Source organism: Microbacterium sp. LB12 (assembly GCF_037150835.1).
Taxonomy (GTDB): Bacteria; Actinomycetota; Actinomycetes; order Actinomycetales; family Microbacteriaceae; genus Microbacterium.
On record NZ_JBBCPF010000012.1, the window covers coordinates 38957 to 65215 of the forward strand.

29 protein-coding genes are annotated in these 26259 nt (G+C 67.5%); 17 read left to right on the top strand and 12 right to left on the bottom strand.

All coding sequences use genetic code 11. From position 1 onward, the window contains the following. Positions 1 to 72 precede the first annotated feature (72 nt). The 5 genes from WFM69_RS16905 to WFM69_RS16925 all read right to left on the bottom strand — a co-directional run bounded on the left by WFM69_RS16905 (position 73) and on the right by WFM69_RS16925 (position 3709). Positions 73 to 423, bottom strand: a complete 351-nt coding sequence (locus tag WFM69_RS16905) for an ArsR/SmtB family transcription factor (protein ID WP_067117729.1) — start codon at positions 421 to 423, stop codon at positions 73 to 75. A 96-nt stretch (positions 424 to 519) separates the two neighbouring features. Next, on the bottom strand, positions 520 to 822 hold the full coding sequence (locus WFM69_RS16910) for a helix-turn-helix domain-containing protein (protein WP_137772176.1): 303 nt from the start codon (positions 820 to 822) through the stop codon (positions 520 to 522). Positions 823 to 837: 15 nt separating this feature from the next. Further along, positions 838 to 2322 (bottom strand): hypothetical protein, encoded by a 1485-nt coding sequence (locus WFM69_RS16915; RefSeq protein WP_337006726.1) that lies wholly within the window; start codon positions 2320 to 2322, stop codon positions 838 to 840. After that, the gene (locus WFM69_RS16920; RefSeq protein WP_337006728.1) at positions 2319 to 3290 is read right to left on the bottom strand and encodes a M15 family metallopeptidase; all 972 of its coding nucleotides are present in this window, start codon (positions 3288 to 3290) and stop codon (positions 2319 to 2321) included. Before WFM69_RS16920 ends, WFM69_RS16915 begins: the two co-directional genes overlap by 4 nt. Before the next feature lie 119 nt (positions 3291 to 3409). Next, a complete protein-coding gene (locus tag WFM69_RS16925) occupies positions 3410 to 3709 on the bottom strand; it encodes a hypothetical protein (RefSeq protein ID WP_067117740.1) in 300 nt (99 codons plus the stop codon). Positions 3710 to 4024: 315 nt separating this feature from the next. On the opposite strand from WFM69_RS16925, the gene WFM69_RS16930 reads away from it, so the two are divergent. From WFM69_RS16930 to WFM69_RS16980, 12 genes are all read left to right on the top strand, one after another. Next, a complete protein-coding gene (locus tag WFM69_RS16930; protein ID WP_147251370.1) occupies positions 4025 to 4678 on the top strand; it encodes a DUF6668 family protein in 654 nt (217 codons plus the stop codon). Continuing rightward, the gene (locus WFM69_RS16935; RefSeq protein WP_067117746.1) at positions 4675 to 4956 is read left to right on the top strand and encodes a hypothetical protein; all 282 of its coding nucleotides are present in this window, start codon (positions 4675 to 4677) and stop codon (positions 4954 to 4956) included. Before WFM69_RS16930 ends, WFM69_RS16935 begins: the two co-directional genes overlap by 4 nt. Positions 4957 to 4970: 14 nt before the next feature. After that, on the top strand, positions 4971 to 5735 hold the full coding sequence (locus tag WFM69_RS16940; RefSeq protein ID WP_137772146.1) for a hypothetical protein: 765 nt from the start codon (positions 4971 to 4973) through the stop codon (positions 5733 to 5735). A gap of 104 nt (positions 5736 to 5839) precedes the next feature. After that, positions 5840 to 7078 (top strand): hypothetical protein, encoded by a 1239-nt coding sequence (locus WFM69_RS16945; protein ID WP_171011025.1) that lies wholly within the window; start codon positions 5840 to 5842, stop codon positions 7076 to 7078. Continuing rightward, entirely contained in the window at positions 7071 to 8582 is a 1512-nt protein-coding gene (locus WFM69_RS16950) for an SCO6880 family protein (RefSeq protein WP_067117755.1), read from the top strand. The genes WFM69_RS16945 and WFM69_RS16950 overlap by 8 nt, the downstream gene beginning before the upstream one ends. Positions 8583 to 8587: 5 nt before the next feature. Further along, the gene (locus tag WFM69_RS16955) at positions 8588 to 10267 is read left to right on the top strand and encodes a hypothetical protein (protein ID WP_212742678.1); all 1680 of its coding nucleotides are present in this window, start codon (positions 8588 to 8590) and stop codon (positions 10265 to 10267) included. After that, positions 10267 to 12012, top strand: a complete 1746-nt coding sequence (locus tag WFM69_RS16960; protein ID WP_137772147.1) for a type IV secretory system conjugative DNA transfer family protein — start codon at positions 10267 to 10269, stop codon at positions 12010 to 12012. The genes WFM69_RS16955 and WFM69_RS16960 overlap by 1 nt, the downstream gene beginning before the upstream one ends. Continuing rightward, positions 12005 to 12385: a DUF4913 domain-containing protein gene (locus WFM69_RS16965; protein WP_067117765.1), complete on the top strand. Its 381-nt coding sequence runs from the start codon at positions 12005 to 12007 to the stop codon at positions 12383 to 12385. Before WFM69_RS16960 ends, WFM69_RS16965 begins: the two co-directional genes overlap by 8 nt. Before the next feature lie 98 nt (positions 12386 to 12483). Beyond that, positions 12484 to 13065: a hypothetical protein gene (locus WFM69_RS16970; protein WP_337006739.1), complete on the top strand. Its 582-nt coding sequence runs from the start codon at positions 12484 to 12486 to the stop codon at positions 13063 to 13065. A gap of 6 nt (positions 13066 to 13071) precedes the next feature. Continuing rightward, on the top strand, positions 13072 to 13470 hold the full coding sequence (locus WFM69_RS19435; protein ID WP_137772149.1) for an A1S_2505 family phage non-structural protein: 399 nt from the start codon (positions 13072 to 13074) through the stop codon (positions 13468 to 13470). A gap of 241 nt (positions 13471 to 13711) precedes the next feature. Continuing rightward, positions 13712 to 14350, top strand: a complete 639-nt coding sequence (locus tag WFM69_RS16975) for a hypothetical protein (protein ID WP_337006740.1) — start codon at positions 13712 to 13714, stop codon at positions 14348 to 14350. After that, positions 14347 to 14931 carry a hypothetical protein gene (locus WFM69_RS16980; RefSeq protein WP_337006742.1) on the top strand — a complete coding sequence of 195 codons (585 nt, stop codon included), beginning with the start codon at positions 14347 to 14349 and terminating at the stop codon, positions 14929 to 14931. The genes WFM69_RS16975 and WFM69_RS16980 overlap by 4 nt, the downstream gene beginning before the upstream one ends. Before the next feature lie 60 nt (positions 14932 to 14991). Here the strand turns inward: WFM69_RS16980 and WFM69_RS16985 are convergent, their stop codons facing one another. From WFM69_RS16985 to WFM69_RS16995, 3 genes are all read right to left on the bottom strand, one after another. After that, the gene (locus WFM69_RS16985; protein WP_137772152.1) at positions 14992 to 15237 is read right to left on the bottom strand and encodes a MarR family winged helix-turn-helix transcriptional regulator; all 246 of its coding nucleotides are present in this window, start codon (positions 15235 to 15237) and stop codon (positions 14992 to 14994) included. 170 nt (positions 15238 to 15407) lie between these two features. Beyond that, positions 15408 to 15797, bottom strand: a complete 390-nt coding sequence (locus WFM69_RS16990; protein WP_171011026.1) for an IS5 family transposase — start codon at positions 15795 to 15797, stop codon at positions 15408 to 15410. A 144-nt stretch (positions 15798 to 15941) separates the two neighbouring features. Continuing rightward, positions 15942 to 17063, bottom strand: a complete 1122-nt coding sequence (locus WFM69_RS16995; RefSeq protein ID WP_137772154.1) for a LacI family DNA-binding transcriptional regulator — start codon at positions 17061 to 17063, stop codon at positions 15942 to 15944. Positions 17064 to 17232: 169 nt separating this feature from the next. Here WFM69_RS16995 and WFM69_RS17000 point away from each other — a divergent pair, with 169 nt between their 5' ends. From WFM69_RS17000 to WFM69_RS17020, 5 genes are all read left to right on the top strand, one after another. After that, positions 17233 to 18087, top strand: a complete 855-nt coding sequence (locus WFM69_RS17000; RefSeq protein WP_337006819.1) for an ABC transporter substrate-binding protein — start codon at positions 17233 to 17235, stop codon at positions 18085 to 18087. A gap of 63 nt (positions 18088 to 18150) precedes the next feature. Beyond that, positions 18151 to 18939, top strand: coding sequence for an amino acid ABC transporter permease (locus WFM69_RS17005; RefSeq protein ID WP_337006746.1), 789 nt, complete (start codon positions 18151 to 18153; stop codon positions 18937 to 18939). Continuing rightward, entirely contained in the window at positions 18936 to 19706 is a 771-nt protein-coding gene (locus WFM69_RS17010) for an amino acid ABC transporter ATP-binding protein (RefSeq protein ID WP_337006748.1), read from the top strand. Before WFM69_RS17005 ends, WFM69_RS17010 begins: the two co-directional genes overlap by 4 nt. Then, positions 19706 to 20791 (top strand): Gfo/Idh/MocA family protein, encoded by a 1086-nt coding sequence (locus WFM69_RS17015; protein WP_337006750.1) that lies wholly within the window; start codon positions 19706 to 19708, stop codon positions 20789 to 20791. The genes WFM69_RS17010 and WFM69_RS17015 overlap by 1 nt, the downstream gene beginning before the upstream one ends. Then, the gene (locus WFM69_RS17020) at positions 20788 to 21954 is read left to right on the top strand and encodes an NAD(P)/FAD-dependent oxidoreductase (protein WP_337006752.1); all 1167 of its coding nucleotides are present in this window, start codon (positions 20788 to 20790) and stop codon (positions 21952 to 21954) included. Before WFM69_RS17015 ends, WFM69_RS17020 begins: the two co-directional genes overlap by 4 nt. Positions 21955 to 22043: 89 nt before the next feature. Here WFM69_RS17020 and WFM69_RS17025 read toward each other — a convergent pair whose 3' ends face one another. From WFM69_RS17025 to WFM69_RS17040, 4 genes are read right to left on the bottom strand one after another with little or no spacing between them, the layout of a single operon-like run. Then, positions 22044 to 22877, bottom strand: coding sequence for a sugar phosphate isomerase/epimerase family protein (locus WFM69_RS17025; protein WP_337006754.1), 834 nt, complete (start codon positions 22875 to 22877; stop codon positions 22044 to 22046). Then, complete coding sequence (locus WFM69_RS17030) at positions 22874 to 23707, bottom strand: carbohydrate ABC transporter permease (protein ID WP_337006755.1); 834 nt, start codon at positions 23705 to 23707, stop codon at positions 22874 to 22876. The genes WFM69_RS17025 and WFM69_RS17030 overlap by 4 nt, the downstream gene beginning before the upstream one ends. Continuing rightward, entirely contained in the window at positions 23707 to 24717 is a 1011-nt protein-coding gene (locus WFM69_RS17035; protein ID WP_337006757.1) for a carbohydrate ABC transporter permease, read from the bottom strand. Before WFM69_RS17035 ends, WFM69_RS17030 begins: the two co-directional genes overlap by 1 nt. Then, positions 24686 to 26002 (bottom strand): ABC transporter substrate-binding protein, encoded by a 1317-nt coding sequence (locus tag WFM69_RS17040; protein ID WP_337006759.1) that lies wholly within the window; start codon positions 26000 to 26002, stop codon positions 24686 to 24688. Before WFM69_RS17040 ends, WFM69_RS17035 begins: the two co-directional genes overlap by 32 nt. Between the last annotated feature and the right edge of the window lie 257 nt (positions 26003 to 26259).

Consider the following 26259-nt stretch of genomic DNA (forward strand, 5'->3'; position numbering starts at 1 on the left):
GTTAACCCCAAGGTCAGGGTTAACACCGGCGCGACACTCCGGGCCTTCAACCCGTACTTGAAACCCGGCATCTCAGCTGGCGTCGTCGCCCGTCAGGGGCTCTCCGAGGAGGTACTTCGAGTACTCGCGGAGTTCGCGGCGGATCGCCTCGCGATCGGCTGCGTATCTGACCCGCTGCCCGTTGCGGTCGTCGCGTGCGTCCGAGGTGACAATGCCATCAGCTTCAAGCTCGCGCACGTGGTTGAAGATCGTGCGGTGCGAGGCGCCGCCGAGGGCCTTCTCGATTTCGCCTGTCGTCATGGGCTCGGGGTTGGTCGCTAGGAGCCGCACGATGGCCGCTCGGATGGGGTTCGCACCAAACACTTTGACCGCCCTCGCTGGTTCAGGAGGCAGCGGCTGATCGGGAGATGCGTAGCGAGGCATCTGCCAAGTCTGCCGTAGCCGGTTCTGAGGCTATCAAGCAGGCAGGTTAACTGCAAGCTTGCAGAAGGTTTGCAATCTCGCAGGCGGCACGCACCGCTACTCTCCGAGGAGTTCGGCGTGCAGCGCGGCGAGAATCTGGCGGACGCGGGTCTCGTTGACGGTGTAGCGAAAGTTGCGCCCGGTGCCGCGCTTCTCGGGCGGCACATCGATGGTGACGACGTCGAGCTCGACGAGGGTACGCAGGACGCGGCCCAGAGATCCTCGGGGAGTGTCGGTGCCGGCGAGGATGTCGGAGAGGTACGCACCGGGGTTCTCGCGGATGTACTCGACCACGCGGAGGTGTGCGCGGTTGCGCACCAGGTTGACGGCGTCGTCAAAGAGATTTGGGGTAGCAGGCATGCGGCTCAGCATCCTTTAGGGTGCGGGCGTGGCGGTCGGGTCGCCAGGGCCGGTTCGTCGAGGGAGGGCGTACAGGTAGGTGGTTTCGACTTTGTCTGCGACGATCCAGGCCATCTCGGTGGTGATCCCGCTGGGTGCTATCGGGTCTAGCGGGAGTTCTCGGGTAGTGAACGGGGTCACCTGTGGCTGGTCATCGCTGACGTTGGTCCAGCTAGCTTGACGGCTGGCTGTCCCGTACACAATGGTGCCAGTGATTGCGGTGGGCGTGAGGTTGCCGAGCGGTTGAACGCTGGGATTGGTGCCGTACCGGATCCAGACGTTGCCGTAGGTGAGGGTGGTCCCGTCGATCGCGTGCAGCGGCACGGAGTCACTGCGGATGCCGCTCGTGCGGGTTTCGGCCTGGGAGAGGGTTTCTCCCGTGGCGACGTCGACGGCCGCGACGATGCTCTGCTGCCCTTCGGTGCTCCACACGGCGATGAGGGTGGTGGCGTCGGCTGCGGAGACGTTACTGAGCTCGGTGGTCCCGTCGGGGCGGGTGTACGGGGTCTCGGACACGTCGCCGTCGACGGTGATGGTGTAGATCGTGGTGTCGTCGACGGCGATCACGCCGGCGTCGATGGTCATCACGGGGCGAGCGGTGACGGGGATGTCCTGTCGGGTGATGCCGTCAGCGGTGACGAAGCCCACGGTCTGATCGGGGAGGACGATCAGCGGTTCGGTACCGAGGAAACTTACGTCGGCACCGCGGGGGAGGTCGTAGTCGACGGAGTCGACTGTGCTGTCTTCGACGTAGAGCGGCCAGACGGTGAGGGCGTTGGAGCGCGAGGTCGCGAGGACCTCGTATCCGCCGATTGTGGTGGCCGCGAGCTGCGCGCCTCCACGAGGGGAGCCGTTGCCTTTCCAGACCGTCTTTCCGGTGTCGGGATCCAGAAGCCGGAGATCTCCGGCTTCGGTGGTGACCGCGACACGTCCGTCCGGGAGGAAGGTGGGTTCGGTGTTGGAGCGGATCGGCACGGCCCACGCTGCCGTCTGGTCGTATCCGGGAGGAGAGAGGACGGCGAGCTGTTCTCCGACACCGGGCGGCGGCGCGATGGTGGCCGTCGGCGTCGGTGCAGGCCTCGTCAGTGCGATCGCGACCGGCGTGGCTGCGCCGATGACGACGAGGCCGGCGACGGTGACGATCGAGGCGATGACAGCGCGTCGACTGACGCGCCGGTTGCCGATCGCCATTTTGCCGTCGTGCACCTGGTCGACGATGACGTGTGTGGTGCCGTCAGCTTCGACGACCATCCGGTCTGTGCCGTCGGGGGTGGCGGCGATGACGCGGACGGCGTCGTGTCCGTCGGCCTGCAGGATGCCGGCGACGTGGTCGATCGCCGCATCGGTGGCACCCTCGCCGGTGGCGATGGGTACACCGTCGAGAGTGACGGCGCCCTCGGCGTCGACCTCGAGGCGGTAGACGGGGTAGGGGGGAACGGTGGTCAGATCGATGTCGCTCATGCGGGGATGGTCTCCTCAATGCCCCAGAATTCCCAGTGCCAGGCTTCGTCGGGACCTGGTCCGCCGGGTTCGGCCCAATCGGGGTGCACCCAGCCGTAGCGGGGGGCGTTGGCTTTCAACCACAGGTAGATCGGGTGAGAGAATCTCAGCCGATAATGGCTGCGGTCGCCGACGTCGATAGCGAGCGCCCATCCGTGGTTGGAGGTGCCAGGCTCGGCGGCCTCATCCCCGTAGATCGCTTTGGCCTCGACCTGGCCGGCGTAATCCCGGTACCCGTCGTTGATGGGCAGGTCATAGCCGAACTCCGCCCGGAAGGCGTTGTTCATCGCGATCAGGTTGGCGACGGCGTCACCGCGCAGGGTGTAGTTCGGCGCCCAAGGAATGGGGGCGAGCAGGCTCTCGTCGATGCGGCCGTTCTCGAAACCGCCCCACTGGCCGGGGGGATTCTTCCCGGGCGGGAAGTTGCCGTTATTGCCGATCGGGTTCGCGCACTGGGCTGCTTCTGCCCCGTTACCGGGGTCGATGTTCACTTCCGCGAGAGCGGCGGCGACGTCGACGGCGTCCTCATAGAACTTCTCGTAGTGGTACGGGTCGTCGTTGCCCTGCACCTTGTGGGCGGCAATGCTCGGCTCCATCGATTCCCACCCGGCGACCTCTGCCAGCCGGGTCAGGAAGGTGCGGGATGCCGTCGCCGGATCCGTGACTTCCTCCCAGGTTCCCCACCCTTGGGACACCTGCTGCTGGAAGAGACCGCCACCGTCCGCGATAGAGCCGTCCGGGTTGGTGGCGTCGTCGTCGTGGTTGAGGTTGATCAGCGACGATTCGCCCATAGCAGTCATCACGCCGATGACCTGCGCCTTGACGGGCAGCTTCAGCTCCGTGGCGGCGTTCATGATGATCGCCGCGTTGACCAGCTGCTCGCCCTTCCAGGTGCCGACCTCGTCGACGGGCAGGTTCTCGATGTTCACCTCGTAGTCGATCGTGGGGAACTTCCCCCCGGGGAGGGAAGAGCACGACGTGGCGATGAGGACGAAGATCGCGATGAGCGGGATGCAGATGACACCGCAAACGGCGGCGGCTGCGCCCTTCATCCCAGATCCGCCGGGGGAGTGAGGCGGTCCACGAACCAGGATGGTGTGCCGTTCCCGTGTCCGTCTCCCTGACGGATGAGTTCGATCGTGTACTGGCCGATGTCGGTGGGCACGAGCACGCTCATCTGATTGAAGTTCGGGGCACTGGCGACGACACCGGGGCCCGTGACCTGGGAGGGGCGAACCCTGGCGGGGTTTGTGCCCTCGTAGGCCAGCAGGGCGTCGTTGGTGAGCATGGGAGAGAGCTCGGCCCACCACTCCTCGTAGGAGCGGTTGTGGTTCGCGAAGCTGGTCATGGCTTCCTCAGCCACCCGCACCCCGTCGTCGAGCGCGTCCGGCGCGATGGTGCTGGTGGGCGCGGGCTGGGCCGTCGCTGTGTCCGTGGGTGACGGGCTCGGGTTAGGTGTTGGTCCCGCGTCGGTGCATGCCGATAGCGTGAGCATGAGACCAACGGCGACGACGCTGATATGGGAAGTTCTCGGCTTCCGCGTCATATTCCGCGAGTTTCGGCGTCTACTAGATGACGGTTTCGTCATTTTCCCACCCCCCGTATCTGACTCATCCTTGATACTATAGGATCGCATTAGATCCTGTACACGAGGGGGGCTTCGATGACAGATACACCGACGACCCGCGTTAACCCGTTCCATCGGGTGCGCGGCGCCGAGCAGAGCGACGCCGATGTCGACCAGCTGCGCGGCGAGGAACTCGTGGGTCCGCCGACGCCAGAGTCTGCGCCGTCGGTTCCGCATCCGCTCGAGCAGGTCTTCCCGACGATCCCCGAGGCGCCTGGTGCTCTCGTGTATGTCATCGCACTGCACGGCGGCGCGGGAGCCTCGACGATCGCGGGCCTGATTCGTGAGCAGGCTGCGGATCTGCCGGGGGAGGCTGCCCGCGAAGGACATCGGGCCTGGCCTATCTCCTCGTATTCCGGTATGCCGATGAACGTTCTTGCGGTGGCACGCACTCACTATCACGGCCTCCAGACGGCAGAGAGATTCGCGCTGGCATGGGCTGCGGGGGAGTACCGGGACAGCCGGCTGCTGGGAATCGTGCTCGTCGACGACGGCCCACAGCTGACCAAAGCGCAACTCAAGGCCGTTGAGCGCATCGGCCGGATGACGCCGCACGGGTGGCGGGTTCCCTGGGCCGAGGGATGGCGCCTGGCCGAACCCACTCTCAAGACCTCTTCTCCTCGCGTCCGGTGGACCATCGGACGCATTCGCAAGCTTGCTCAAACCCCGCCTACGGAAGGAAAGAAATGAACACTCTGATTGAGGTCGCGACCGCGATCACCGGCGTCCTGCCCAACCCTGAGCCGGAGCAGCCTCCGGGCACGGAGGGCGTATCCACGCTGATCAACTGGCTCGCCTGGGGTGCGCTCATCCTGGGTCTTGCCGGCTTCCTCGCAAGCGCCGGGTATCTCGCGTTCGCTGCATTCACGGGCCGTGAGATCCAAGGCTTCAAGGGCCTCGTGATCGCGCTCATCGTGTGTGTCCTCGTCGGCGCTGCCGGCGGCATCATCGCAACGTTCACCGGCTGAGCAGGGGAGAGATCATGAGCGACGACAACAGCGATAGCAACCGCGGCCTGGTCAAGTTCAACGCGTGGTGGCTGGCGGCAGCGATCTTGGTGCTCGCTGTCATCGCCGCTCTCGTACTGGTGCTGACCTTCGGCGGCAGGGACAACCCCGAGGGCGGCACCTCCCCATCAGGTGCACCGTCGACGCCGTCTCAGCCGAGCGAAAACGAGTCGAATCCGCCCGAGACAGGGGGTGTCTGCGACCTGCCCTCGGGATCAGACATCCCCACGGTCGGACCCGACGCCGAGTGGGTCAACCGCAGCTTCCTCCTCGTACCCGAATCCCCGACGTTCGGTCCGGTGGAACGAGAGGACTCCTCCTGGGGATGCTTCGCTCATTCCCCAACAGGAGCCCTCTTCGGTGCCGCCAATTTCATGGGGGGCCTGCAGGCGAGTAGCGACGCGGATTCGTTCCTGGCATTCGTCGAGACAGCGACCGTCGACAACCCCGGCCGCGCAAACTTCATCGAAGAGCAGAGCGCCGCATTCGGAACCCCGAAGGAGCCAGGCCGGACCGGTCAGATTTCAGGATTCAGGTTCGACCGTGTGGAGGCGGATGAGGTTGTGGTTCGGATCGGCCTGAATCAGGGCACAGGCTCTGAGACAGTCACCGCCTTCATCTCTTTCGCGATGGTCTGGGACTCGTCCGCGTCCACGTGGCTTGTTGACGTGGAGCGCGTCCCCTTTAGCCCGTCAGTCGGTGACCTCGTCGGCTTCACAACGTGGGATGCGTCGAAATGATTGCTGTCACAGCGGCCGAGGGCGAGGAGTGCGAAGGGTTCGATCCTCTGTGCTGGGCTGGTGAGGGAATCGGCAACGCTGCCAATAGCGCGTTCACGGATTTCGTGCGTGATATCTGGAAGCTGCTGATCGATTTTCTCGGGTGGATCAACTCGTTCTGGGTGGGCATCCCGAGTGCGGATGTGACGGCCCCGGCGATTGGTCAGATCAACGGGTGGATGGGCTGGTACACCGCCGCGATTGCGTTGATCGGGCTTCTTATCGGTCTGGGTCGCATGGCGATCTCGAACGACTTCAAGGCCGGTCTGCCGGCGGTCAAGATGGTTGTGAACCTCATCCTGGTCACGGGCGTGTACGCGGTGGCGTTCGCGGGTCTGATGACGGCGGGCGACCAGTTCGCGCCGTGGATCATCCAGAAGGCGACGGGGGAGGAGCTGAGCCTATCGGGCATGCTGTCTCTCTCGGAGATGATGCTGATCTACCCGGGCGGCGGGCTGTTCCTCGCGATCATCGGCCTGCTCGGCGCCGTTGTGAACGTCCTGTTCATGGTGATCCAGGGTGCTCTCGCGTCCACGATGTTCGCCCTGCTGCCAGCGGTGGCCGCGGGCAGCGGGACTGAGATGGGATCGAACGCATTTCGTCAGCTGCAGGGCTGGTTGCTGGCCGTGATTCTGTTCAAGCCGGTGGCTGCGATCATCTACGCCTTCGGGATGATGCAGATGAAGAACCCGCCGGCGATCGAGGGCCTCGATGACATCGGGAAGTCGATCTACAACGCCTGCGTCGCCATGGTGATTCTCGGCATGGCGGCCCTCGCTCTGCCGGCACTGATCAAGTTCCTGGTGCCGGTGGCAGCGGCGGCAACCTCGAACGCGTTCTCGGGTGGCGCGGCGGTCGCTGGCGTTGCTGCAGCCGGGTCGGCCGTCGTGATGGTCGGGGCGGTAGCCGCGACCGGTGGAGCGGCTGCACCGGCCGCGGGCGCTGCTGCAGGAGCCGGTGGTGCCGGCGCCGCGGCCGGTGGCGCTGCATCGACTGCAGCTGCAGGTGGAGCGGCTGCCGGAGGCACCGCGGCGTCGACGGGCGCTGCTACCGGGGGAGCGGCGGCGAGCGGAGGAACGGGCGCTGCTACGGCGGCCGAGTCCGGTACGTCGGCCGCCGCATCCTCGCCGTCGACGAGCCCGGGCGGTGCGGCACCTGCCGCTGTGGACAGCGGTGGAGCTGCGCCCTCGAGCGGCGGTAGTTCCTCTGGGTGGAATGCGGCGGGATCCGCGATGAACAGTCTCGGCAGCTCGGCATCGAGCAGCAGTAACGGAATTGACGAACAGGGGTCGAACGATGAGTAGCAATGACACCACGATGGTGGAGCACGGCAACATCGTCATGCCCGCCAAGCTCGGCATCGGCGGGCTGGGTGCGGGTGTGACGTTCGGGTCTATCCCGTTCGCACTCGTCCTCATTGGATGCATCGTGCGCGGCTGGTGGCTTGCTGCCGGCATCATCACGCTCCTCGGTGTGGCCGCGGCGGTAGTGACCGTGGTCACCGTCAAGCAGGGCCGCAACTGGTATCGGCGCAAGGCGAACCGCATGGCGTTCCGCGCTGCGGAGCGTCGCGGCGACACACTTCTGGTTGCGGGGCCTGCGGGACGGATCCCGGATGGGAGCTTCCGTCTGCCGGGCCTGCTTACGGCGTCAGAGCTGAGCGAGCACAAAGACAGCTACGGCAACCCGTTCGGGATGATCCGTCTCGCTACAGCGACGACAAAGCACTACACCGTGGTGATCGAGTGCTTCCCCGATGGGGACTCGCTCGTGGATCAGGACAGGATCAACCGGCAGGTCGCCCATTGGGGTGGCTGGCTCGCGCAGCTGGGTGTGGAGGATTCGATCGTCGGCGCATCTGTCACGATCGAGAGCGCGCCGGACTCTGGCCTGCGGCTGCGGCGCATGGTCGCGGAGAACGTGTCTGACCACGGCAGCGACTTCTCCACCGCTGTTGTCGGTGGCCTCGCGGACACGCTGTCGGGCGGTGCTCCTCAGCTGAGCACGCGTCTGGCTCTGACGTTCAATGGCACGGGTCTGGAGTCGAAGAACTCCGATCGTGGCGTGCAGGAGATGGCGGACGAGATCGGCAACCGCCTCCCGGTCCTGTTGGCTTCGCTGGGCATGACGGGAGCTGGCACCGGGGCGCAGGCGTGCACGGCGCAGGACATCGTGGACTTCACCCGCGTGGCGTACGACCCGACGGTGTCGGCCCGCGTCGAGCAGGCCCGCCAGGAGGGCGGGACGGGCTTGACTTGGTCGGAGGCCGGCCCTGCGTTCTCCGAGGCGAAGTACGACCGGTACTACCACGACCGTGGTGTGTCGAAGTCGTGGACGATGTACGAGGGTCCGCGATCGAAGTTCTACGCGACGGCGCTGCGCCGCGCATTCGAGCCGATGAAGGGCGTTCTCCGCAAGCGGGTGACGATCCTGTATCGTCCGATCCCCGCTGGGGATGCGCCGGATGTGATCGAGGCCGAGATCAACAACGCGCAGTTCAACTCGTCGACGAAGCAGCGCGCGACGGCCCGGCAGAAGAACCGCATCCGGTTCGCGAACAAGGCGGCCGAGGAGGAGGCCGCGGGTGCGGGTCTCATCCGGTTCGGCATGATCATCACCACGACGTGCCGGACGAACGATGAGTTCCCGCGTCTGGAGAAGGTCATTCCGTCGCTGACGAATCAGGCGCGGCTCAAGATCCGTGAGGCGCTGGGGAACGAGGACGTGGCATTCCTCGCGGGCCTGCCCCTGGGTGTGGTTCTGCCCGCGCACATGACGTTGCCCGATCAGATTAGGGACTGGCTGTGATGACGATGACGACGACGAGAGCGCAACGACGACAGACGGAGGCGGGAGAGCTGCGGCTGACCCCGCGTGAGGCAAAGCGCCTGGAGCACAAGGTGCGACCCCCGGCTGTCACGCCGCTGCAGCGCTGGCTGCAGTTCCTCGACCGCACCCGAACGCAGCGCCGCCGTGCGCTGGGGCGTGCGGGTCGTCGAGGCTGGCGTACCAGCGGCACGGGGCGGATGCCCTGGATCGAGCCGCTGCCGGAGGCGCAGGGCACCACGGTGCAGGTGTGCGGTCTCTGGCCGTTCATCGCCGGTTCGAGCGACCTTCCCGTGGGCGTCCCCCTCGGGAAGAATCTGCTGAAAGGCACGGTGGTCTGCGCCGATCCGATCAGTTGGTTCCTCGCCAATCTGATCAATCAGCCCTCGTGCTTCGTTCTGGGCCGTCCCGGCCTGGGAAAGTCGACGCTCGTACGTCGCATGGTGACGGTGCTGGAGGCCTGGGGGCACATCCCGATGGTCCTCAGTGACACGAAGCCTGACTACGTTGATCTGATCGACGCGCTGGGCGGGCAGGTGTTCCACCTGGGCCCTGGCCAGGAAGTCATCAACATCCTCGATTTCAGCCAGTTGCTGAGCGAGCTCGAGCAGATCCCCGACGACATCACCCGTGGCGACGCGCCGCGGCGTGAGGCGATCGACGCGATGAAGCGGCGTCGGGCCACTCTCGTGACGGGTCTGCTGGAGCTGGGCCGTGATGCCCGGATCAGCGAGAAGGAACGCAGCATGGTCGTGGAGGGCCTGCGCATCCTCGATGAAGAATTCGACATCGAGAAGGAAGGCCGGCAGCCGCGGATTAGCGACCTGGTGGCCCTGGTGCGTTCTCGTCACCCGCGCCTCGCCGCGATCGCGCAAGACCGTGGCGATGAAGAACGGTATGCGGAGCGCGCGGAGCTGCTGCTGGACGGTCTGATTGCGTTGACCTCGTCGGGTGTGTACGGGTCGATCTTCGACGGTGATAGCACCGTGCAGATCGAGGCCGGTCGGCCGGTCGTGTTCGATCTGTCGTCGATTGATGACGGCGACCTGACGCTGCAGGCGGCCGTGCAGGCCGTGTCGTGGTCGTTCGGGTCTGCGGTCGTCGACGCGGAGAAGTACCTCGCGGATGCCGCCCTGCGGCCCCGCCGTCACTACTTCCTGGTGATGGATGAGCTGTGGCGCATGCTGCGCGCCAGTTCGGCGATGGTGTTCTTCGTCGACGCGCTGACGCGTCTGAACCGTGCACGCGGTATCGCACAGGCGATGATCACGCACACGATGGATGACCTCAAGCTGTCGTCTGATGAGCTGACGACGATCGCGTGGGGCTTCGTGGCCCGGTCCGCGATGGTGTTCATCGGCGGGCTCGCGCAGTCCGAGATGGGGAACCTGGAGCAGGTGTTCGCGATGTCGGCACGCGAGAAGTCGATGATCATGGACTGGAGTGCCGACGGTTCGCTGAACCCGCACACGGGCACACAGGCGGTCCCGCCTGGGCGAGGAAAGTTCTTGCTCAAGATCGGCAAGAAGCCGGGGACACCGTTCGAGGTGGAACTCACGGCTGCAGAGATGGACGTGAACAACACGAACCGGGCCTGGACGACAGCGGCAGAGCGGTTCCGTGCGAACGCGGCGCGCGTGACCGAGACGCTGGAGGAGGCGGCCTGATGCGCCCGAACCGGCGGGCACAACCTCTCGCGGCCGACACCGGGTGGCTGGTGATCGGCGGGGTACTCGCGGTGGCGATGTTCGTCGGGGTGCTGGGCTGGTTGGCTGCGCTCACCAACCCCGGCGTCGACGAGCTCGGCCGGCGTGACCCTTTCACGGTGCTGGCGGCTGTTCTGACAGGGAAGCTGTCGCCGGCGCCGCTGCAGGTCGTGATCTTCCTGCTCGGGCTGATTGTCCTGGGGGTGGCGGCCGCCGCGATCGCCACGCTGGCGCTGCGGCGCCGGTCATCGGGATCCCGGGTCGACCACAAGGCGGCGTCGATGGGACAGATCCGCGAGCTGGATGAGATGACGCAGAAGAAGGTCGCGGAGGACACCGCCCGTCTCGGCGCAGAAGGCGCAGCGGACGGTGTCCCGCTCGGCCGACACGTCCCGTCCGGCAAGTTCCTCTTCGGTACGTGGGAGTGGGTGCAGATCTGGCTCATGGGACCGCGTGCGGGCAAGACGAGCTGCGTGTGCGTGCCGCAGATCCTGGAGACGCAGGGGCCGGTGTTCGCGACGTCGAACAAGCGAGACATCGTCGACCTCACCCGCGGGCCGCGATCGGAGATCGGCCGCATGTGGATCCACGACGTGCAGGACATCATCGGGGCGGAGCCCACCTGGTGGTGGAATCCGCTGTCGTTCGTGACGAACTTCGAACGTGCGGAGAAGCTTGTCGACGTGTTCGTCTCGGCCGCGCAAGAAGCTGACGCGAAGGAAGATGCGTACTTCGGGCCGGCCGGCCGGGAGACACTCGCGCGGTTGTTCCTCACCGCTGCGGTGACGGGGAGACCCATCACTGACGTGTACCTGTGGGCGATGGATCCCAGCGGGCGGGATCCCGAGATCGGAGATCCGTCTGTGCTGCTCGTCGAGGACGACTACACGCAGGCACAGGGCCTCTCGAAGACGCAGACGCTCACGGAGAAGCAGCGTGACGGCGTGTACGGCACGGTGCGGACCTTTATCGGCGTCCTGGCCAACAAGAAGGTGCTCCCGTGGATCACGGACACCGACGGGCGACCGCACTTCGACCCGTACGACTTCGTCAAGTCCACAGACACCGTCTACGCGATCTCTCGCGAGGGCGGTGGTAGCGCCAGGGCGATCACCGCGGCGCTGACGATGGCGGTCCTCACGGCCGCCGAGGAAGTCGGTTCCCGGATGCGTGGCGGCCGCCTCGCAACACCGTTGATGGCGGTCCTCGACGAGGCCGCGAACGTGTGCCGGTGGCGAGACCTGCCCGACGTGTATTCGCACTACGGCAGCCGCGGCATCATCGTCTCCACGTTCTTCCAGTCCTGGCAACAGGGCGTCGAAGCGTTCGGCATCAACGGGATGGACAAGCTCTGGGGAGCCGCGAATATTCGCGCCTCGGGCAGCGGCCTCGCGGACGATAAGTTCCTCCCGCACCTGTCCCAGCTGATCGGTGACCACGACGTGGTGCACCGCACCAGCACCCAGCAGCACGGAGGCCGGTCGACGACGACCAGCATCAGCCGCGAGCGGATCTTCGACGTCTCGGAACTCGCAGCGATGCCGCGCGGCCGCGCGGTGATGATCCCCGCCACACAGCCGGCGACGCTGTTCGCGCTCGAGCACTGGTCGGCGAAACCGTACGGCGAGAAAGTGGCCGCGAGCCGCGACTACTACGAAGCGCAGGCGGTCCAGACGGGACACCTCGAGGAGACATCGAATGTCTGATTACGACGACGAGACCCCGGATGAGCCCGAGGTCGAAACGTACTACCCGAACGTGTATATGTGGGTCGAACACTGGCTGTTGCCGCACTGGAAGCGTGACCTGTCCCCGGCTCGGTGGGATGCCCGCTGGTGGGAGTACACCGAGGTCCTCAGCCGGTTCGAGGCCCTGTGGCGGGCGTGGGAGTTCCTGCGCCTTGAAGGGCCGACCGGTATGGCGGTCTTCTTCCGCGACTACCTCGACACGGCCATGCCGATCATCACGGCCAGCGATGGCCCGTTCTGGCGCGTCGAGAAGGTCTCTCGAACGCGCACGCTGCCCGAACAGTGGCCGAGCGAGCTTCCCTCGCCCGAGGACATGCCCGACCTGGTCTGACCGGAGCTGACGCGATGCTGTTCTATGACATCTTCTTCCTCGTCCTGGCGGCGGTGGGAGCGGCTTTTCTCCTGGTGCCTGTCTTTCGGGATCCCGGGATGGCACGTCGCAAGCGCGTCACCCGCTGGGTCCACGCGATCGGCGTGTGCCTGGTGGCGGTGGCTCTCGTGGCCGTCGGCCGGACGTCGGCCGAGTGGGCCGCGTTTCTCGTCCTCGCCGTCGCGGCCGTCTGGGCGCTGGTGATCCTCGCGCTCCGCCTCCAGGACCGCATCGAGCAGACTCGGGGACTCAGAGCAGATGCCACGCTAGGTCAGCTGGCCGCCCCGACACCGATCTCCGCGACCCGGGCGTTCTTCCACTGGATCGCCTGGTCGGTGGGAGGGGGCACGGTCCTCCTGCTGGCAGTGATGCTGCTAGGCGGGGTTCTGGAGCCCGAACTGGCGTCGTCCGTGATGAACGTGCCGGACGCCTGGAAGCTGATCCTCGGTGCCGACATCCTGATCATCGTGACGGCCGGGATCGGCGTGCTGATCCAAAAGCTCACGCGTGACGAGGCGGTCCGGTACCACGAGGCTCTGACAGAGGGCATCGCCGCCCGGTTGCGGGCGGAAGAGGCCGCCGGATACGGCAAGGGGTATTCGGATGCGCTGTCAGGAACCGCACCAAACGAAGGCAGCTAAGTACCCATGGGACTGTTTTCGCGGCGCGGTAGTGCAGAGCTGATCACCGATCTGCGGCCGGGGGAGATCTTCGTGTTCGGATCGAACGCTGCGGGCTCTCATGCGGGCGGCGCCGCCCGACAGGCCGTGCGAGACTTCGGCGCCATCATGGGGCAGGCCCGCGGACTCCAGGGCCGCTCATACGCGCTGGTGTCGATGTCTGGTCTCGACGTGATCGCGGAGGAAACCGCCACGTTCTGCGCGTTCGCTCGCACGCATCCAGAGCTGACGTTCTTGGTGACGGAGATTGGGTGTGGCATCGCTGGCCACACCCCCGCAGAGGTCGCGCCGTTGTTCGCCGGGGCTCCGCGAAACGTCGTCCTTCCGCGCTCATTCCGGGAGCTTCTCGAGGGTGCACATGAGTGAGTCGGGAGAGCGGGCTCGTACAGCTGCTCTCGGGCGGCAGCGCGCGCAGGCCAAGCAGAGAGAGGCGCAAGCGATCCTCGATCGGATGCCGCCGCCGCGGTACCGGGTGGGAGCTGCGCGTGCGCATCGTCGTGCGGTCGATGACGCCTGGGTCGCTTTCCACCGTGCAGGGTACGAGATAAGAGAACACGAGAATGCTCTCGCGCATCTGGGTGCCGGCGCAGATCCGGATGAGTGGGGAGTGTTCAGCCTCGCTCCCGGCGTCAGCCTGGAGGCGACTCTCGCCCGACTTGAGGCGGGGCGACACGAGAATGCGGATCTGGCGGCCGCCGCCGCCGAACTGCGGCCGCTCGTCGCTCCCGCGCGGGCGTCAACCGTTCTCGGTGACGCTGCCGCCCGGAAGGAGATCGAACGGGCAGTGGCCGCCCTGGCGGCGCAGGCACCCCCCAGGCTCCTGCGCGAGCTCGTCAACCATCTCCCCGCCCGCGAGCGACCGTTGCCGGCACGCGCCGAGGATCTCGCTCACTACGGCAGGTACAAGCTGCTCGTCACCGAGGGCGCATCAGAGATCCGGCTCGACGACATCGTGATGGGCTCGGTGCGGGGGAGGGGCTTCGGCAGCTCACTCCTGCAGGAGCTATGCCGGTACGCAGACCATCGCTCCCTGCCGATCGTGTGCACCATGATGACCGACTACCCGGACCTGTCGCGGGATGCGTCCCCGGAGGAGTACAAGGCGGCCCAGCGGACCGCTGAGCGTCGCCTGGCCGGGTGGTACCACCGCCATGGCTTCCGGTCCTCTCGCCCCGTCGACGAGTGGAGATCCCGCACGGATCTACGGCGGGAACCCGGCCCCCACGAACGGAAGGAAACGACATGACCGAGAACACGACAGTCCCAGAGGATCGCGCGCGCACGACGCTGCGCGACGCGCTGCGACAGATCTGGGATGAGGTCGCGGCGCAGTTCGCGATCGACCGGACTGGCATCGCACGCCGCGATGTTCCTGCCCGGGCGAAGGTCGCAGCCTGGGCCGCGATCGCCGGAATCTACCTCGTGGGCTGGAGCGAGGGGGTCCGGGTTGCTGTCGTGATGCTGCTCGGATGGACTCCTGTGCCCGACACGTGGCCCACGGGTACCGTTGCGACCGCCACGGCGGGCATCGTACGACAGATCGCCGTGGTGTTGATGGCGGCCGCGTTGATCTGGGCGTTTCGTCGGTACGCGGGCGCTGAGGTACAACGTGCCACCTGGAGGACCGGCGTCAAGACGTTCCCCGTCGGCTACCTCGCCGTGTTCATCGGATTCACCCTCGCGGGGGCGCTCAGCACGGTCTTCGGGTTGCCGTCCAACGAGTTCGATCTTGCGCCGATCGATGACCCGCTATGGTGCACGAGTGAAGCACCTACACTATGGCTCAATTGTCATCGCGATCTCGGTGAGAATGTCAATCTGTTCTGAGACCGGTTTGTCACTCTGATTCGGGACCACCCCGTCGGCCAGCGAAGGGGGCGTGTGGGCTCATCGGAGTTGCTGATGGGAGTGGCGCAGGGTTGCCAGGAGGGCGGTCAGTTGGTGGGTGCCTGTTACGCCGAGCGCGGCGAAGAAGGACTCATCGGCATCCTCGACCGAGCGGTTCGCGTTAGTGATGAGGTCTTTGCCTCCTGCGGTGGGTGCGAGGAGTATTGCCCGGCCGTCCTGTGGGTGGGGTTGTCGTTCCAGCAGCCCCTTTCTCTCGAGTGCGCGGACCACTTGTGAGGTCATCATGGGGTCTGCCTCTCGCGCCGGCCACGCTGATCTCCCCGAGCGTCGCGGCCAGCATGCTGGTGTCCGCTGCTTGCCCCGGTGTCAGGATAAACGCGAGAGCGCGGCCTTTCCCATCACAGACCAGGTGATTCTTGGTCGTCAGCCCGCCACGCGAGCGGCCGATCGCGTGGTCAGGCGGCTCCTCGCCGAACTTCTTGTAGTTCGACGGATCCCCCTGTGGTTCGCGGGAGGGTGGCGCCGTGCTGGTGTACGCGGACGATCGTGGAGTCGATGGACGCGACCCAGTCCAGGTCCCCGGTCTGCTGAGCGAGGGACTGCACTTTCTCCAGCAACCGTGCCCAGACACCCTGATCGGCCCATCGGTTGAAGTTCTTATAGATCGTGTTCCAGTTCCCGAACCGCTCCGGCACATCCCGCCACGGCGCACCCGTACGGAAACGCCACGCCGTCGCCTCGACCACCGTGCGGCGGTCCACCGGCGGACGCCCCGTCGCCTTCACCTTCGGGAACAACGGACCGATCACAGCCCACGCCTCATCCGAGATCACATCACGCGACACCACTCAAGACTCGCCGACCGATCCATCAGAAGGCTTTAGCAACACGGCCTAGTAGAGCAGCGGCGAGCCGCGGCACCGTATCGGGCAGCGTTTGGTTGCCGCGATCAGCGATTTGGGCTGCTCGTTGCGTTTCCGCCATTCGGGTCACTGGATACTGCCCAGCAATCGGGCACGCGGTGGACCGACCGACCCGCGCTCGATGATCGCCTGCGGGAGCGTGTGCCGCACCGCGGGTCGCGCGTCGCCCTCAATCCGCTCGATCAGCAGACGTGCCGCCATCGCGCCAAGTTCGCGCTCCGGTTGCGAGATCACTGTGATCCCGGGTTCTGTGACGGATGTCCAGGGGGCGTTGTCGAAGGCGACGAGAGAGATATCGTCGGGGATGCGCAGCCCAATGTCACGGATCGCGCGGAACGCATGGATCGCAATCACGCTGTCAGAGGCGATGATGGACGTGACGGCAGAGTCGCCGGTGATTAGCTCGGTGACGGTGCGGCCGATGCCGTTGAGTTTCGCTCCGAGCCGTACGAACGCCAGGGGATCCGGGACGCCAGCTGCACGCAGCGCGGTACCGATGCCGCCTACACGATCGTCGATCACCGATGACGCGAGCCCCGGGCTGAACCGTAGGGAGCCATGCTCATCCCATACGGCGCGAGTCTCGACCGGCTCCAGGTCATTGAGAGTCGACACGTACGCGATGCGGCGGTGTCCGGCATCCAGGAGGACCTGGGCGAGACGTCGCGCGCCGGCGCGGTTCGCGGCGATCACGGCTTCGGCGTCGAAGTCGTAGACCACGCGGTCGAAGAACACGACGGGGCGGCCGGCGTCCGTGATGGGCGTGTAGTTCGAGGCGCGCAGCGACGATGCCGGCGCGATGAGCAGTCCGTCGACGCGTTTCGACAGCTGCACCTCGATGGCCGTCTCCTCGGCGTCGGGCTGCTCGCCGGAGTTCGAGAGGATCAGGTCGTAGCCGGCTGCGTCGGCGACGTCGGATGCTCCGCGGGTGGCCTGTGCGAAGGCGGGGTTCTCGATGTCGCCGACGATGATGCCGATGGTGTTCGAGCGTCCGGTGCTCATGCTGCGGGCGACCTCGTTCGGTCGATAGCCCAGTTCAGCCGCGGCATCGCGCACCCGCTGCCGCACCTTCGCGCTCACTGCGCCGTACTCGCCGAGCGCCCGTGCAGCGGTCGCTTTCGCGACTCCTGCCAGCGCTGCGACGTCGGCCACGGTCGCCCCGCGTCGCCCCTCACTCTGCGCACTCACCGAATGCACCCTCCCTCTTGACGCGGACTCTCAGCATATTGACGAGTCCTGCCGACGCGTGTACTCTCCTGGAAACACCCAATTGAGACCGGTCTCAATTTACACCGAGATCCTCTCACCTCCCCCACCCCGACACAGCAGCCCCTTCGAGAGGAGCCACATCGTGGCCATGAAATCCTTCCGCCGTATCGCGGTCGCCGCCGCAGTAGCCGGCGTTCTCGCCCTGACCGGATGCGCCCAGAGCGGCGCCGCCTCGTCCGGCGACGACGCCGGCGAAGAGAACCCGTACGGCCTCGTCACCCCCGGCCAGATCCGCGTGGCGAGCCTTGGCGATGCCAAGCCGTACACCTTCACCGACGAGAGCGGTGAGTTCACCGGCTTCGACGTCGAGCTCTTCACCGACGTCGCCGAGCGCATCGGCATCGACGACGTCGTCTTCACCGGCCAGGACTTCTCCGGCCTGCTGTCGGCCGTCGCGAACGGCCAGTTCGACGTGGGCGTCGCCGCGATCGGCATCACCGAGGAGCGCGAGCAGACGGTCGACTTCTCCGAGGGCTACCTGGCCGGATACCTGACCGTCATGGCCAGCCCCGACAGCGGCATCACCGACGAGGACAGCCTGGCTGGCAAGCGTCTCGGCGTCGTGCAGGGCACTCTGCAGGAGGCGTACGCGGTGAAGAACTTCACCGACACCGAGCTCGTGCGCTTCCCCGACAACAACTCCGCGATCTCGGCCGTCAACAGCGGCTCGGTCGACGCGCACTTCCTCGACTTCGAGGCGGCGAAGGAGTACGCCGAGCAGTACGGCCTGGAGAACGCCATCGACATCCCGTCGTTCGACGCCCCGGCCGGCTTCGCGATCGCGCAGGGCAAGGACGAGTTCCGCGACGCTCTGAACGAGGCGCTGCACGCCGCGATGGAGGACGGCACCTGGAAGGAGCTGTACGAGAAGTGGTTCCCGGGCTCCCCGATGCCCGACCAGTACCTGCCCAGCGACGAGCAGGGCGAGGGCGACGGCGAGTAATCGCCTCGCCGGTGCGGGGCGGATGCCGCAGCATCCGCCCCGCACCCCGAACAGGAGATCCCCATGGACTGGCTCGACAAGATCATCAAGACGTTCCTCGATTTCGAGGCGATGTGGAAGGTGATGCCGCAGCTGCTGGGCACCGGCCTGGTGAACACGCTGATCATCTCGATCGCCGCCACCGTGCTCGGCATCGTGATCGGCATGATCCTCGCCGTGATGGGCGTCGCCCGCACCCCGTGGCTGCGCGTCCCCGCCCGCATCTACACCGACATCTTCCGCGGACTCCCCGCGATCCTCACCATCCTCCTCATCGGGCAGGGCTTCGCCTGGCTGAGCCGGCAGATGTTCGGCCCCTCGCCCTACCCGCTCGGCATCCTCGCCCTCAGCCTCATCGCCGGCGCCTACATCGGCGAGATCTTCCGCGCCGGCATCCAGGCCGTCGACCGCGGCCAGCTCGAGGCCTGCCGCGCCCTGGGCATGACCTACGGCTCCGCCATGCGACTCGTCGTCGTGCCCCAGGGCATCCGCCGCGTGCTGCCCGCCCTGGTGAACCAGTTCATCGCGATCGTCAAGGACTCCTCGCTGGTGTACTTCCTCGGGCTCCTCGTCTCCGAGCGCGAGCTGTTCCGCGTCGGCCAGGACGCCGCGGTGCTCACCGGCAACCTCTCGCCGCTGGTGATGGCGGGCATCTTCTACCTCGTGATCACCGTTCCGCTCACCCACCTGGTGAACTACTTCGACAACCGGTTCCGCACCGGCCGCCGCAAGCCCACTCCGCCCAAGAGCGGCCTCGAGGAGGTCGCCGAGCAGTCCCTCAGCCCGGTCTACACCCGAGGAGAGAACACATGACGTACACCTCGCCCCAGCCCGTCACCGAGGGCCGCTTCTACGAGGGCTCCCGGCTGCAGATCGAGAACCTCCGCATGGCCTACGGCGACATCGACGTCATCAAGGACGTCACGATCACCGTCGAGCCCGGCACGACCACCTGCATCATCGGCCCCTCCGGCTCGGGCAAGTCCACGCTGCTGCGCGGCGTGAACCGCCTCCACGAGCCGAAGGGCGGGCGCGTGCTCCTCGCCGACGACGACGCCCTCACCCTCAAGCCCGACGTGCTGCGCCGCCGGGTCGGGCTCGTCTTCCAGCACTTCAATCTCTTCCCCGACCACACCGCCCAGCAGAACGTGGCCCTCGCGCTGCGCAACGTGAAGCGGATGCCGAAGGGAGAGGCCGAGCGCATCGCCCTGGCCCGCCTCACCGAGGTCGGCCTCGCCGAGCGCGCCGACCACCGCCCCCGCGACCTCTCCGGCGGCCAGCAGCAGCGCGTGGCGATCGCCCGGGCGCTCGCCATGGAGCCCGAGGTCATGCTCTTCGACGAGGCCACGAGCGCCCTCGATCCCGAGCTCGTCAAGGGCGTGCTCAACCTCATGGCCGAGCTCGCCCAGCGCGGAATGACCATGCTCGTGGTCACCCACGAGATGGGCTTCGCCCGCAAGGTCGCCGACCAGGTCGTCTTCATGGACGAGGGGCGCGTGGTCGAGGCCGGCACCCCTGAGCAGATCTTCGACGACCCGCAGAGCGACCGCCTGCGCCTGTTCCTCTCGGAGGTGCTGTGATGACGGATGCCGTCGCGCGGCCGATCCGCGCCGCCGTCGTCGGTTTCGGCGTCTCCGGCCGCGTGTTCCACACGCCGTTCCTCGAGGCCGACCCCGCGTACTCGCTCGACCTCATCGTCACGGGGGACGCGGAGCGCGCGGCCGAGGCGGCGCACCGGCATCCGTCGGCATCCGTCGTCGCGACCGCGGAGGACATGCTCGCGCGCGCCGCCGAGCTCGACCTCGTGGTGATCGGCACCCCGCCGGCCACCCACGCGGGCATCGCGACGGCCGCGCTCGACGCCGGCCTCGACGTCGTCGTCGACAAGCCGTTCGCGGTGACCTCCGCCGAGGGGCGCGCGCTCATCGCGCACGCCGAGCGTCTCGGCCGGCGGATCACCGTGTTCCAGAACCGGCGGTGGGACGGCGACTTCCGCACGATCCGCGAACTCGTGGAGACCGGGCGGCTGGGAGCCGTGCGCCGCTTCGAGTCGCGGTTCGAGTGGTACAAGCCCGAGATCCGCGCCAGCTGGAAGGCGGAGGCGACCGCCGCGGACGGCGGCGGCATCCTGTTCGACCTCGGCACGCACCTCATCGACCAGGCGGTGCAGCTGTTCGGGCCGATCGCCGACGCCCGCGCCGAGCTCGCCGTGAACCGGCCGGGCGGGCTGGCCGACGACGACGCGTTCGTGGCGCTGCGGCACGAGTCCGGCACCATCTCGCACCTGTGGATGAACTCGCTCGCCCCGCAGTTCGGCCCGCGGTTCCACGTGCTCGGCTCCCGCAGCGGGTACACGAGCCACGGACTCGACGGGCAGGAGGCCGCCCTCGCTGCCGGGGCCTCGCCCGCGGACGAGGACTACGGCGTCACGCCGGCGGACCGCTGGGGCGTGTTCGGCGTGGAGGGCTCCCTGGAGCCGCTGCCCACCCTCAGGGGCGACTACGGCGCGTTCTACCGCGCCCTCGCCGACAGCATCCGCGGGGACGCCCCGCTTCCCGTCGACGCGGCCGACGCGGTGGCGGTGCTCGAGCTCATCGAGCGCCTGCACGCCGAGACGCCGCTGCGCCGGGCTGACCACTCCGACACGAATGAAGGACAACGATGACCAACTCTCTCCACGTCGCCGTCATCGGCGCCGGGATCCTCGGCACCTCGACCGCGGCGCACCTCGCGCGCGGCGGCGCCCGGGTGACGCTCGTCACCGCGGGCAAGCCCGCGGACGGCGCCTCCGGCCGCTCGATCGCCTGGCTGAACTCGTCGGGCGCCCGCTCGGTCGAGTACCGGTACCTGCGCCTCATCGGCCTGGACCGCTACCGCACCTGGCGCGAGCGGCACCCGGAGAGCAGCGCCTACCTGCGCTTCGACGGCGCCCTGAAGTGGGGCGGTGAGGACGAGAGCTTCCGCGACACGTTCGACTACGAGCGCGCCGGCGGCTACGACTCGATCTGGCTCTCCCGCGAGCAGGTCGCGGCGCTGACCCCCGACGTGAACGCCGACGCGGTCGCCGCGGAGGGCGCCATCTACAACAGGGGAGAGGGCTGGGTGAACCTGCCCGACCTCGTCGCCGCGCTGCTGGCGCAGGCCACGGCGGACGGCGCCGAGCTCATCGAGGATGCCGGCGACGCGCGCGTCGACGTGCAGGACGGCCGGGCCGTCGGGGTCGTCCTCGGCGACGGCACGCGCATCGCCGCCGACCGCGTCGTGCTGGCCACGGGCGGCCACGTGCCCGCGCAGCTCGCCGCGCTCGGCGTGGAGGTGCCGGACGCCACCCCCGCCGCCTTCGTCGTCATCACCGAGCCCGTCGAGCCGCGCGTGCGCACGGTGCTGAACACCCCGCGGGTGGCCGTGCGCCCGATGCCCGACGGACGGCTGGTGCTCGACGCCGACTGGGCGGAGAAGTCGATCGTCGTCGAACCCGACGGCTCGCTGACCGTGCCCGAGGCCTCTGTGCAGGGCCTGCTCGAGGAGGGGTCGCGCGTGCTGGCCGGGAACCCGGTGCTGCGCGCCGAGCGGGTGGCCGCCGGCCTCAAGCCGATCCCTGGTGACGGCGAGCCGGTCGTCGGCGCGGTCTCCGCGATCGACGGGCTGTACACGCTCTTCACGCACTCGGGTGCGACCCTCGGCCTCATCCTCGGCGAGCTCGTCGCCGAGGAGGTCCTCACCGGCCGCCCGTCTCCCGTGCTGGACGCGTTCCGCCTCGACCGGTTCGAGGCGGGCGCCGAGCTCGGCGAGGTCGGCATCGGCGCCTGGGCGCCGGTCACCCAGTAGCCGCGAAGACCCTGCTCCCGTCGCAGAAAGGCTCGCCATTCTTCCCGAATGGCGAGCCTTTCTGCGACCGGAGCGAGGGGGCGGGGGCCTCAGAGGGCGGCGATCGCGGCGAGGGAGCGCTCGAGAGCGGGGCGCGGGTCGAGCGCGTAGGAGCCGTCGCCGAAGAGCTCGACGGTGGCGAGACCCGCATAGCCGTTGCGGGCGAGGGCGTCCGCGATGTCCCGCAGAGGGAGGATGCCGTCGCCCCAGGCGAGGTGCCCGGTCGGCGCCCCGTCGATGAGGTGCACGTGCCGCACGCGCTCGCCGAGGGCCGCGAAGTACGCGTCGACCGTGTCCCCGGCCGCATGCGCAGCCACCGTGTCGAGAGCCACGCCGAGGTTCGCCGCCCCCACGTCGTCGAGCATCCGCGCCGCGTCGGCGGCGGAGTTCACGAGATTCGACTCGACGCGCTGCAGCGGCTCCAGCACGCAGTCGACCCCCAGGCGGGCGGCGTACGCGGCAATCTCGCCGACGGCATCCACCGCCCTCGTCCATGCGGCCTCCCGCGGCTCGTCCTCCGCGCCGCGCCCCGAGGTGAGGAACAGCATGCCGGCGCCGAGCTCGACCGCGAGCTCGGCGGCCCGGCGGAACATGCTCACGCTCGCCGCGCGCACGCGCGCATCGGGCGACGCGATGTTCACCGGGTACATCACCTGCTCCGGCGTGAGGCAGGCGATCTCCAGGCCCCGGGCGGCCGCGGAGCGACGGATGCCGCGAGCCTCCGCATCCGTCATCCACGGCACGTGCGCGTGCGGGGCGATGCCCCACAGCTCGATCTTCGTCCGCCCGAGCGCGGCCATGTCGTCGAGGCACCGCTCCAGCGCGTGGTGCTGGTAGGAGAAGTTCGAGCCGGTGACCCGATCGATCAGCGGCGGCGCGCTCACTTGCCCATGCCCTCCGCGAGTCCCTTCACGAAGTGCCGCTGGCTGGCGAAGAACAGCACGATCACGGGGAGGGCGGCGACCGCCATGCCCGCGAACACGACCGGATAGTCGGTGCCGTGCTTGCTCATCAGGCTGGTGAGGCCGACGGGCAGCGTCTGGATCGACGTGCCGCTCGTGAACACCATGGCGAACAGGTACTCGTTCCACGCGAACAGCACGTGCAGCAGGATCGTCGAGATGATGATCGGCCGGCACATCGGCAGGATGATCCGCCAGAACGTCGTCCACCGGCTCGCGCCGTCGACCTCGGCCGCCTCGTCGACCTCACGCGGCAGGTCGATCATGTACGAGCGGATGAGGAACGTCGTGAACGGGATCCGGAACGCCGTGTAGAGGACCAGCAGCGCCCAGAACGTGTTGTACAGGCCCATCGACTGGAACATCCGCACGAGCGGGACCAGCGCGACGGCCGGGGCCAGCATGAGGCCGCCGAGGATGATGCCGGAGATCGTGCGCCCGAACGGCATCCGCACCCGGGTCAAGCCGTAGGCCGCCCACGCGCTGATGAACACGGTCGTGATGGTCGACGTGACCGTGACGAGCACGCTCGCCGTGAGGTAATCGCTCACGCCGCGGTTCCACGCGTCGACGTAGTTCTGCCACTCGAAGCTCACCGGGAGCGCGAACGGGTTGCCGAACAGCTCGGCGTTCGTCTTGAAGCCGTTCAGCACCATCCACAGCAGCGGGTAGAGCACGACGAGGACGAGGCCGAGCAGGAACGACCAGATGAAGATGCGCGCGACGGCGCCGACGAATCCGATGCGGTTCATCAGAACTCCACTCTTCTGCGGCGGGTGTACCAGAGCTGGGCGAGGGCGATGAGCATCGTCACGACGAACAGCACGGTGGCGATGGCGGCGGCGTAGCCGAAGTCGTTGCGGACGAATCCGCTGCGGTACAGCCAGCTGGCGAGTACCTGCGTGGAGTTGTTCGGGCCGCCGGAGGTCATCACCATGACCTCGTTGAACACCTGGAACGCCCCGGACATGGTGACGATCATCATGAGGCCCGTCATCTCGCGGACCAGCGGCACGGTGATGTGGAGGAAGCGCCCGAAGGCGCCGACGCCGTCGAGGCTCGCGGCCTCGTAGAGCTCGGAGGGGATCCGCTGGATGGCCACGGCGAACAGGAGCGTCGAGTAGCCGAAGCCCTGCCACTGGCTCATCGCGATGATGGACACCATGGCGGTGGACTCCTGGCCGAGCCACGGCTGGGCGAGGTCGCCGAGCCCGATCGCGCCGAGGGCGTGGTTGAGCAGGCCGAGCTTCGGCTCGTAGATGAAGTAGAACAGCAGGCCTGCGACGGTCAGCGAGATCGCCGAGGGGATGAAGTAGATCGCCCGCAGGGCCTTGCGCCACCGCGTGCTGCGCAGGCTCTCGATCATCGCCGCGAGGATGAGCGCCCCGCCGACCTGGAACACGATGGAGAGCACCGCGTAGAGCACGTTGTTCCCGAACGCCGACCAGAAGATCGGGTCGCCGACGAGCTTCTCGTAGTTCTCCAGCCCGACGAACTCCTGGGTGCCGGTGTAGATGTCGGACTCCTGCGTGGAGAACACGAAGTTCTGCACGAGCGGGAGGTAGACGAACACGCCGAGCACGACGAGGGCGGGCAGCACCCAGGCGAGACCGGCGATCCTGCTCAGGCGCGACCGGCTCCGGTTCGGCACCGGTCGGCGCCCGCGGCGCACGGTGACGACGGCTTCGGTGACCGTCGGGGGCAGGCGGTAGCCCGCCCCCGACCGCGCCTCACTTCGCGTCGTGGTTCGCTGCGCGAACACTCTCGAGCACTTCCTCGGGGGTGGCGCTGCCGCTGATCAGCGCCTCGCCGCCGGCGAGCCAGGCGTCGGCGACCTCGGGAACGGTCACGGTGTCGAGCCAGACCACGAGCTGGGACGCCTCGTTGACCTTCGTGATGCCCTCGAAGACCGCCTTGCTGGAGGTCTCCTCGGTGACCGCGCCGACGACGGCGCTCGGCTGGCCGTAGGGCGGCGAGGAGAGCGTCTGGGCGTTCTCGGTGGACGTGACGAACTTCATGAAATCGACCGCGAGCGCGGCCTGCGGCGACTTCGCGTTGATGAGGTAGCCCTCCGGCGAGCCCACGATCGCATCCGGGTCGCCCGCGGCGTCGGCGGGAGCGGGCAGCGGGAAGATGCCGAAGTCCTCGGCGGTGACCTTCGCGCCCTCGACGGTGATCGAGTCGAACTCCAGCACCTCCTGGTAGTACATCGCCGCGCGGCCTCCCGCGAGCGCCTCCTGTGCGGTGGTGTACAGCACGCCGTTGGTGCCGGTGCCCGAGTCGGTGCAGGTGGTGACCAGCTCGCTGAACTGCTCGAGCGCCGTCACGTAGCCGGGGTCGTCCCAGGTCGCCGTCTCGGGGTCGAAGTCCGCGTGCAGGACGTCGGACGGGACGTTGTAGGCGAACAGCTGCTGCAGGTAGTGCAGCGCCGGCCAGCCGTCCTTGTTGCCGAACGCGATCGGCTCGTAGCCCGCGTCGCGCAGCGGCCCGCAGGACTCGATGAGCTCCTCGAAGGTCGTCGGGACCTCGATGCCGGCCGCCTGGAACGCGGCCTTGCTGTAGCCCATGAACTTGCCGTTGTTGTAGAGCGGGATGCCGTAGTGCTTCCCGTCGAACTCGAACGCCGACAGCGACGCCTCGCCGAAGGTGTCGCCCCACTCGGTTCCCGGGGCGATCACCTCGGAGAGGTCGGCCGCGATGCCGCCGCGCACGAAGTTCTCGGCCCAGTTGCCCGTCCACGTGAAGAAGATGTCGGGGAGGGCCTGGGATGCCGTCAGGGTCTTCGTCTTGTCCTTGATGGACTGATCGGTCTCCTGGATGAGCTCGATCGTGACGTCGGGGTGGAGCTCCTCGTACTCGGCTGCCAGGTCTTCGAAGTACGCCTCGAGCGGCTCGCCGCCGAACTTCGTCAGGATGCTGAGTTCGCCCGAGAACTCGGGCTCCGCCGTGACGTCGGCCGCGGGCGCGGCCGGGGTGCTCGCGCAGCTCGCGAGGGTCAGTGCGGTCGCGGCCGCGGCCACGACGGCGAGGGTGCGTGGAGTGCGCATGTCTTGCCTCTCTTCGAGGGCGATCGAGGCCGCCTTCGGGCGACGACCGATCCGCCGTTGGATTTCGGTGCCTGGATGGCGAGTGTAGCCAAAACCTGATACCGGTACCAGCCCCATTTCGGAATCCGGTCTTCTTTCCGGCGGAAACGCGCTTGATTTTGCGAGGATGTTGACCAAGAGGCGGATGCTGTGCAAGCATGACTGCCACCTGATACCGGTACCACACCCACTCGCCGCGGAAGGCTCGGACGCCGACC

What these genes read in the sequence shown, in the direction of transcription:
- WFM69_RS16905 (WP_067117729.1), bottom strand. Translation starts at nt 423, where the DNA reads ATGCCTCGCTACGCATCTCCCGATCAGCCGCTGCCTCCTGAACCAGCG.
- WFM69_RS16910 (WP_137772176.1), bottom strand. Translation starts at nt 822, where the DNA reads ATGCCTGCTACCCCAAATCTCTTTGACGACGCCGTCAACCTGGTGCGC.
- WFM69_RS16915 (WP_337006726.1), bottom strand. Translation starts at nt 2,322, where the DNA reads ATGAGCGACATCGATCTGACCACCGTTCCCCCCTACCCCGTCTACCGC.
- WFM69_RS16925 (WP_067117740.1), bottom strand. Translation starts at nt 3,709, where the DNA reads ATGACCAGCTTCGCGAACCACAACCGCTCCTACGAGGAGTGGTGGGCC.
- WFM69_RS16930 (WP_147251370.1), top strand. Translation starts at nt 4,025, where the DNA reads ATGACAGATACACCGACGACCCGCGTTAACCCGTTCCATCGGGTGCGC.
- WFM69_RS16935 (WP_067117746.1), top strand. Translation starts at nt 4,675, where the DNA reads ATGAACACTCTGATTGAGGTCGCGACCGCGATCACCGGCGTCCTGCCC.
- WFM69_RS16940 (WP_137772146.1), top strand. Translation starts at nt 4,971, where the DNA reads ATGAGCGACGACAACAGCGATAGCAACCGCGGCCTGGTCAAGTTCAAC.
- WFM69_RS16950 (WP_067117755.1), top strand. Translation starts at nt 7,071, where the DNA reads ATGAGTAGCAATGACACCACGATGGTGGAGCACGGCAACATCGTCATG.
- WFM69_RS16955 (WP_212742678.1), top strand. Translation starts at nt 8,588, where the DNA reads ATGACGACGACGAGAGCGCAACGACGACAGACGGAGGCGGGAGAGCTG.
- WFM69_RS16960 (WP_137772147.1), top strand. Translation starts at nt 10,267, where the DNA reads ATGCGCCCGAACCGGCGGGCACAACCTCTCGCGGCCGACACCGGGTGG.
- WFM69_RS16965 (WP_067117765.1), top strand. Translation starts at nt 12,005, where the DNA reads ATGTCTGATTACGACGACGAGACCCCGGATGAGCCCGAGGTCGAAACG.
- WFM69_RS16970 (WP_337006739.1), top strand. Translation starts at nt 12,484, where the DNA reads ATGGCACGTCGCAAGCGCGTCACCCGCTGGGTCCACGCGATCGGCGTG.
- WFM69_RS19435 (WP_137772149.1), top strand. Translation starts at nt 13,072, where the DNA reads ATGGGACTGTTTTCGCGGCGCGGTAGTGCAGAGCTGATCACCGATCTG.
- WFM69_RS16980 (WP_337006742.1), top strand. Translation starts at nt 14,347, where the DNA reads ATGACCGAGAACACGACAGTCCCAGAGGATCGCGCGCGCACGACGCTG.
- WFM69_RS16985 (WP_137772152.1), bottom strand. Translation starts at nt 15,237, where the DNA reads ATGATGACCTCACAAGTGGTCCGCGCACTCGAGAGAAAGGGGCTGCTG.
- WFM69_RS17000 (WP_337006819.1), top strand. Translation starts at nt 17,233, where the DNA reads ATGAAATCCTTCCGCCGTATCGCGGTCGCCGCCGCAGTAGCCGGCGTT.
- WFM69_RS17005 (WP_337006746.1), top strand. Translation starts at nt 18,151, where the DNA reads ATGGACTGGCTCGACAAGATCATCAAGACGTTCCTCGATTTCGAGGCG.
- WFM69_RS17010 (WP_337006748.1), top strand. Translation starts at nt 18,936, where the DNA reads ATGACGTACACCTCGCCCCAGCCCGTCACCGAGGGCCGCTTCTACGAG.
- WFM69_RS17015 (WP_337006750.1), top strand. Translation starts at nt 19,706, where the DNA reads ATGACGGATGCCGTCGCGCGGCCGATCCGCGCCGCCGTCGTCGGTTTC.
- WFM69_RS17020 (WP_337006752.1), top strand. Translation starts at nt 20,788, where the DNA reads ATGACCAACTCTCTCCACGTCGCCGTCATCGGCGCCGGGATCCTCGGC.
- WFM69_RS17030 (WP_337006755.1), bottom strand. Translation starts at nt 23,707, where the DNA reads ATGAACCGCATCGGATTCGTCGGCGCCGTCGCGCGCATCTTCATCTGG.
- WFM69_RS17040 (WP_337006759.1), bottom strand. Translation starts at nt 26,002, where the DNA reads ATGCGCACTCCACGCACCCTCGCCGTCGTGGCCGCGGCCGCGACCGCA.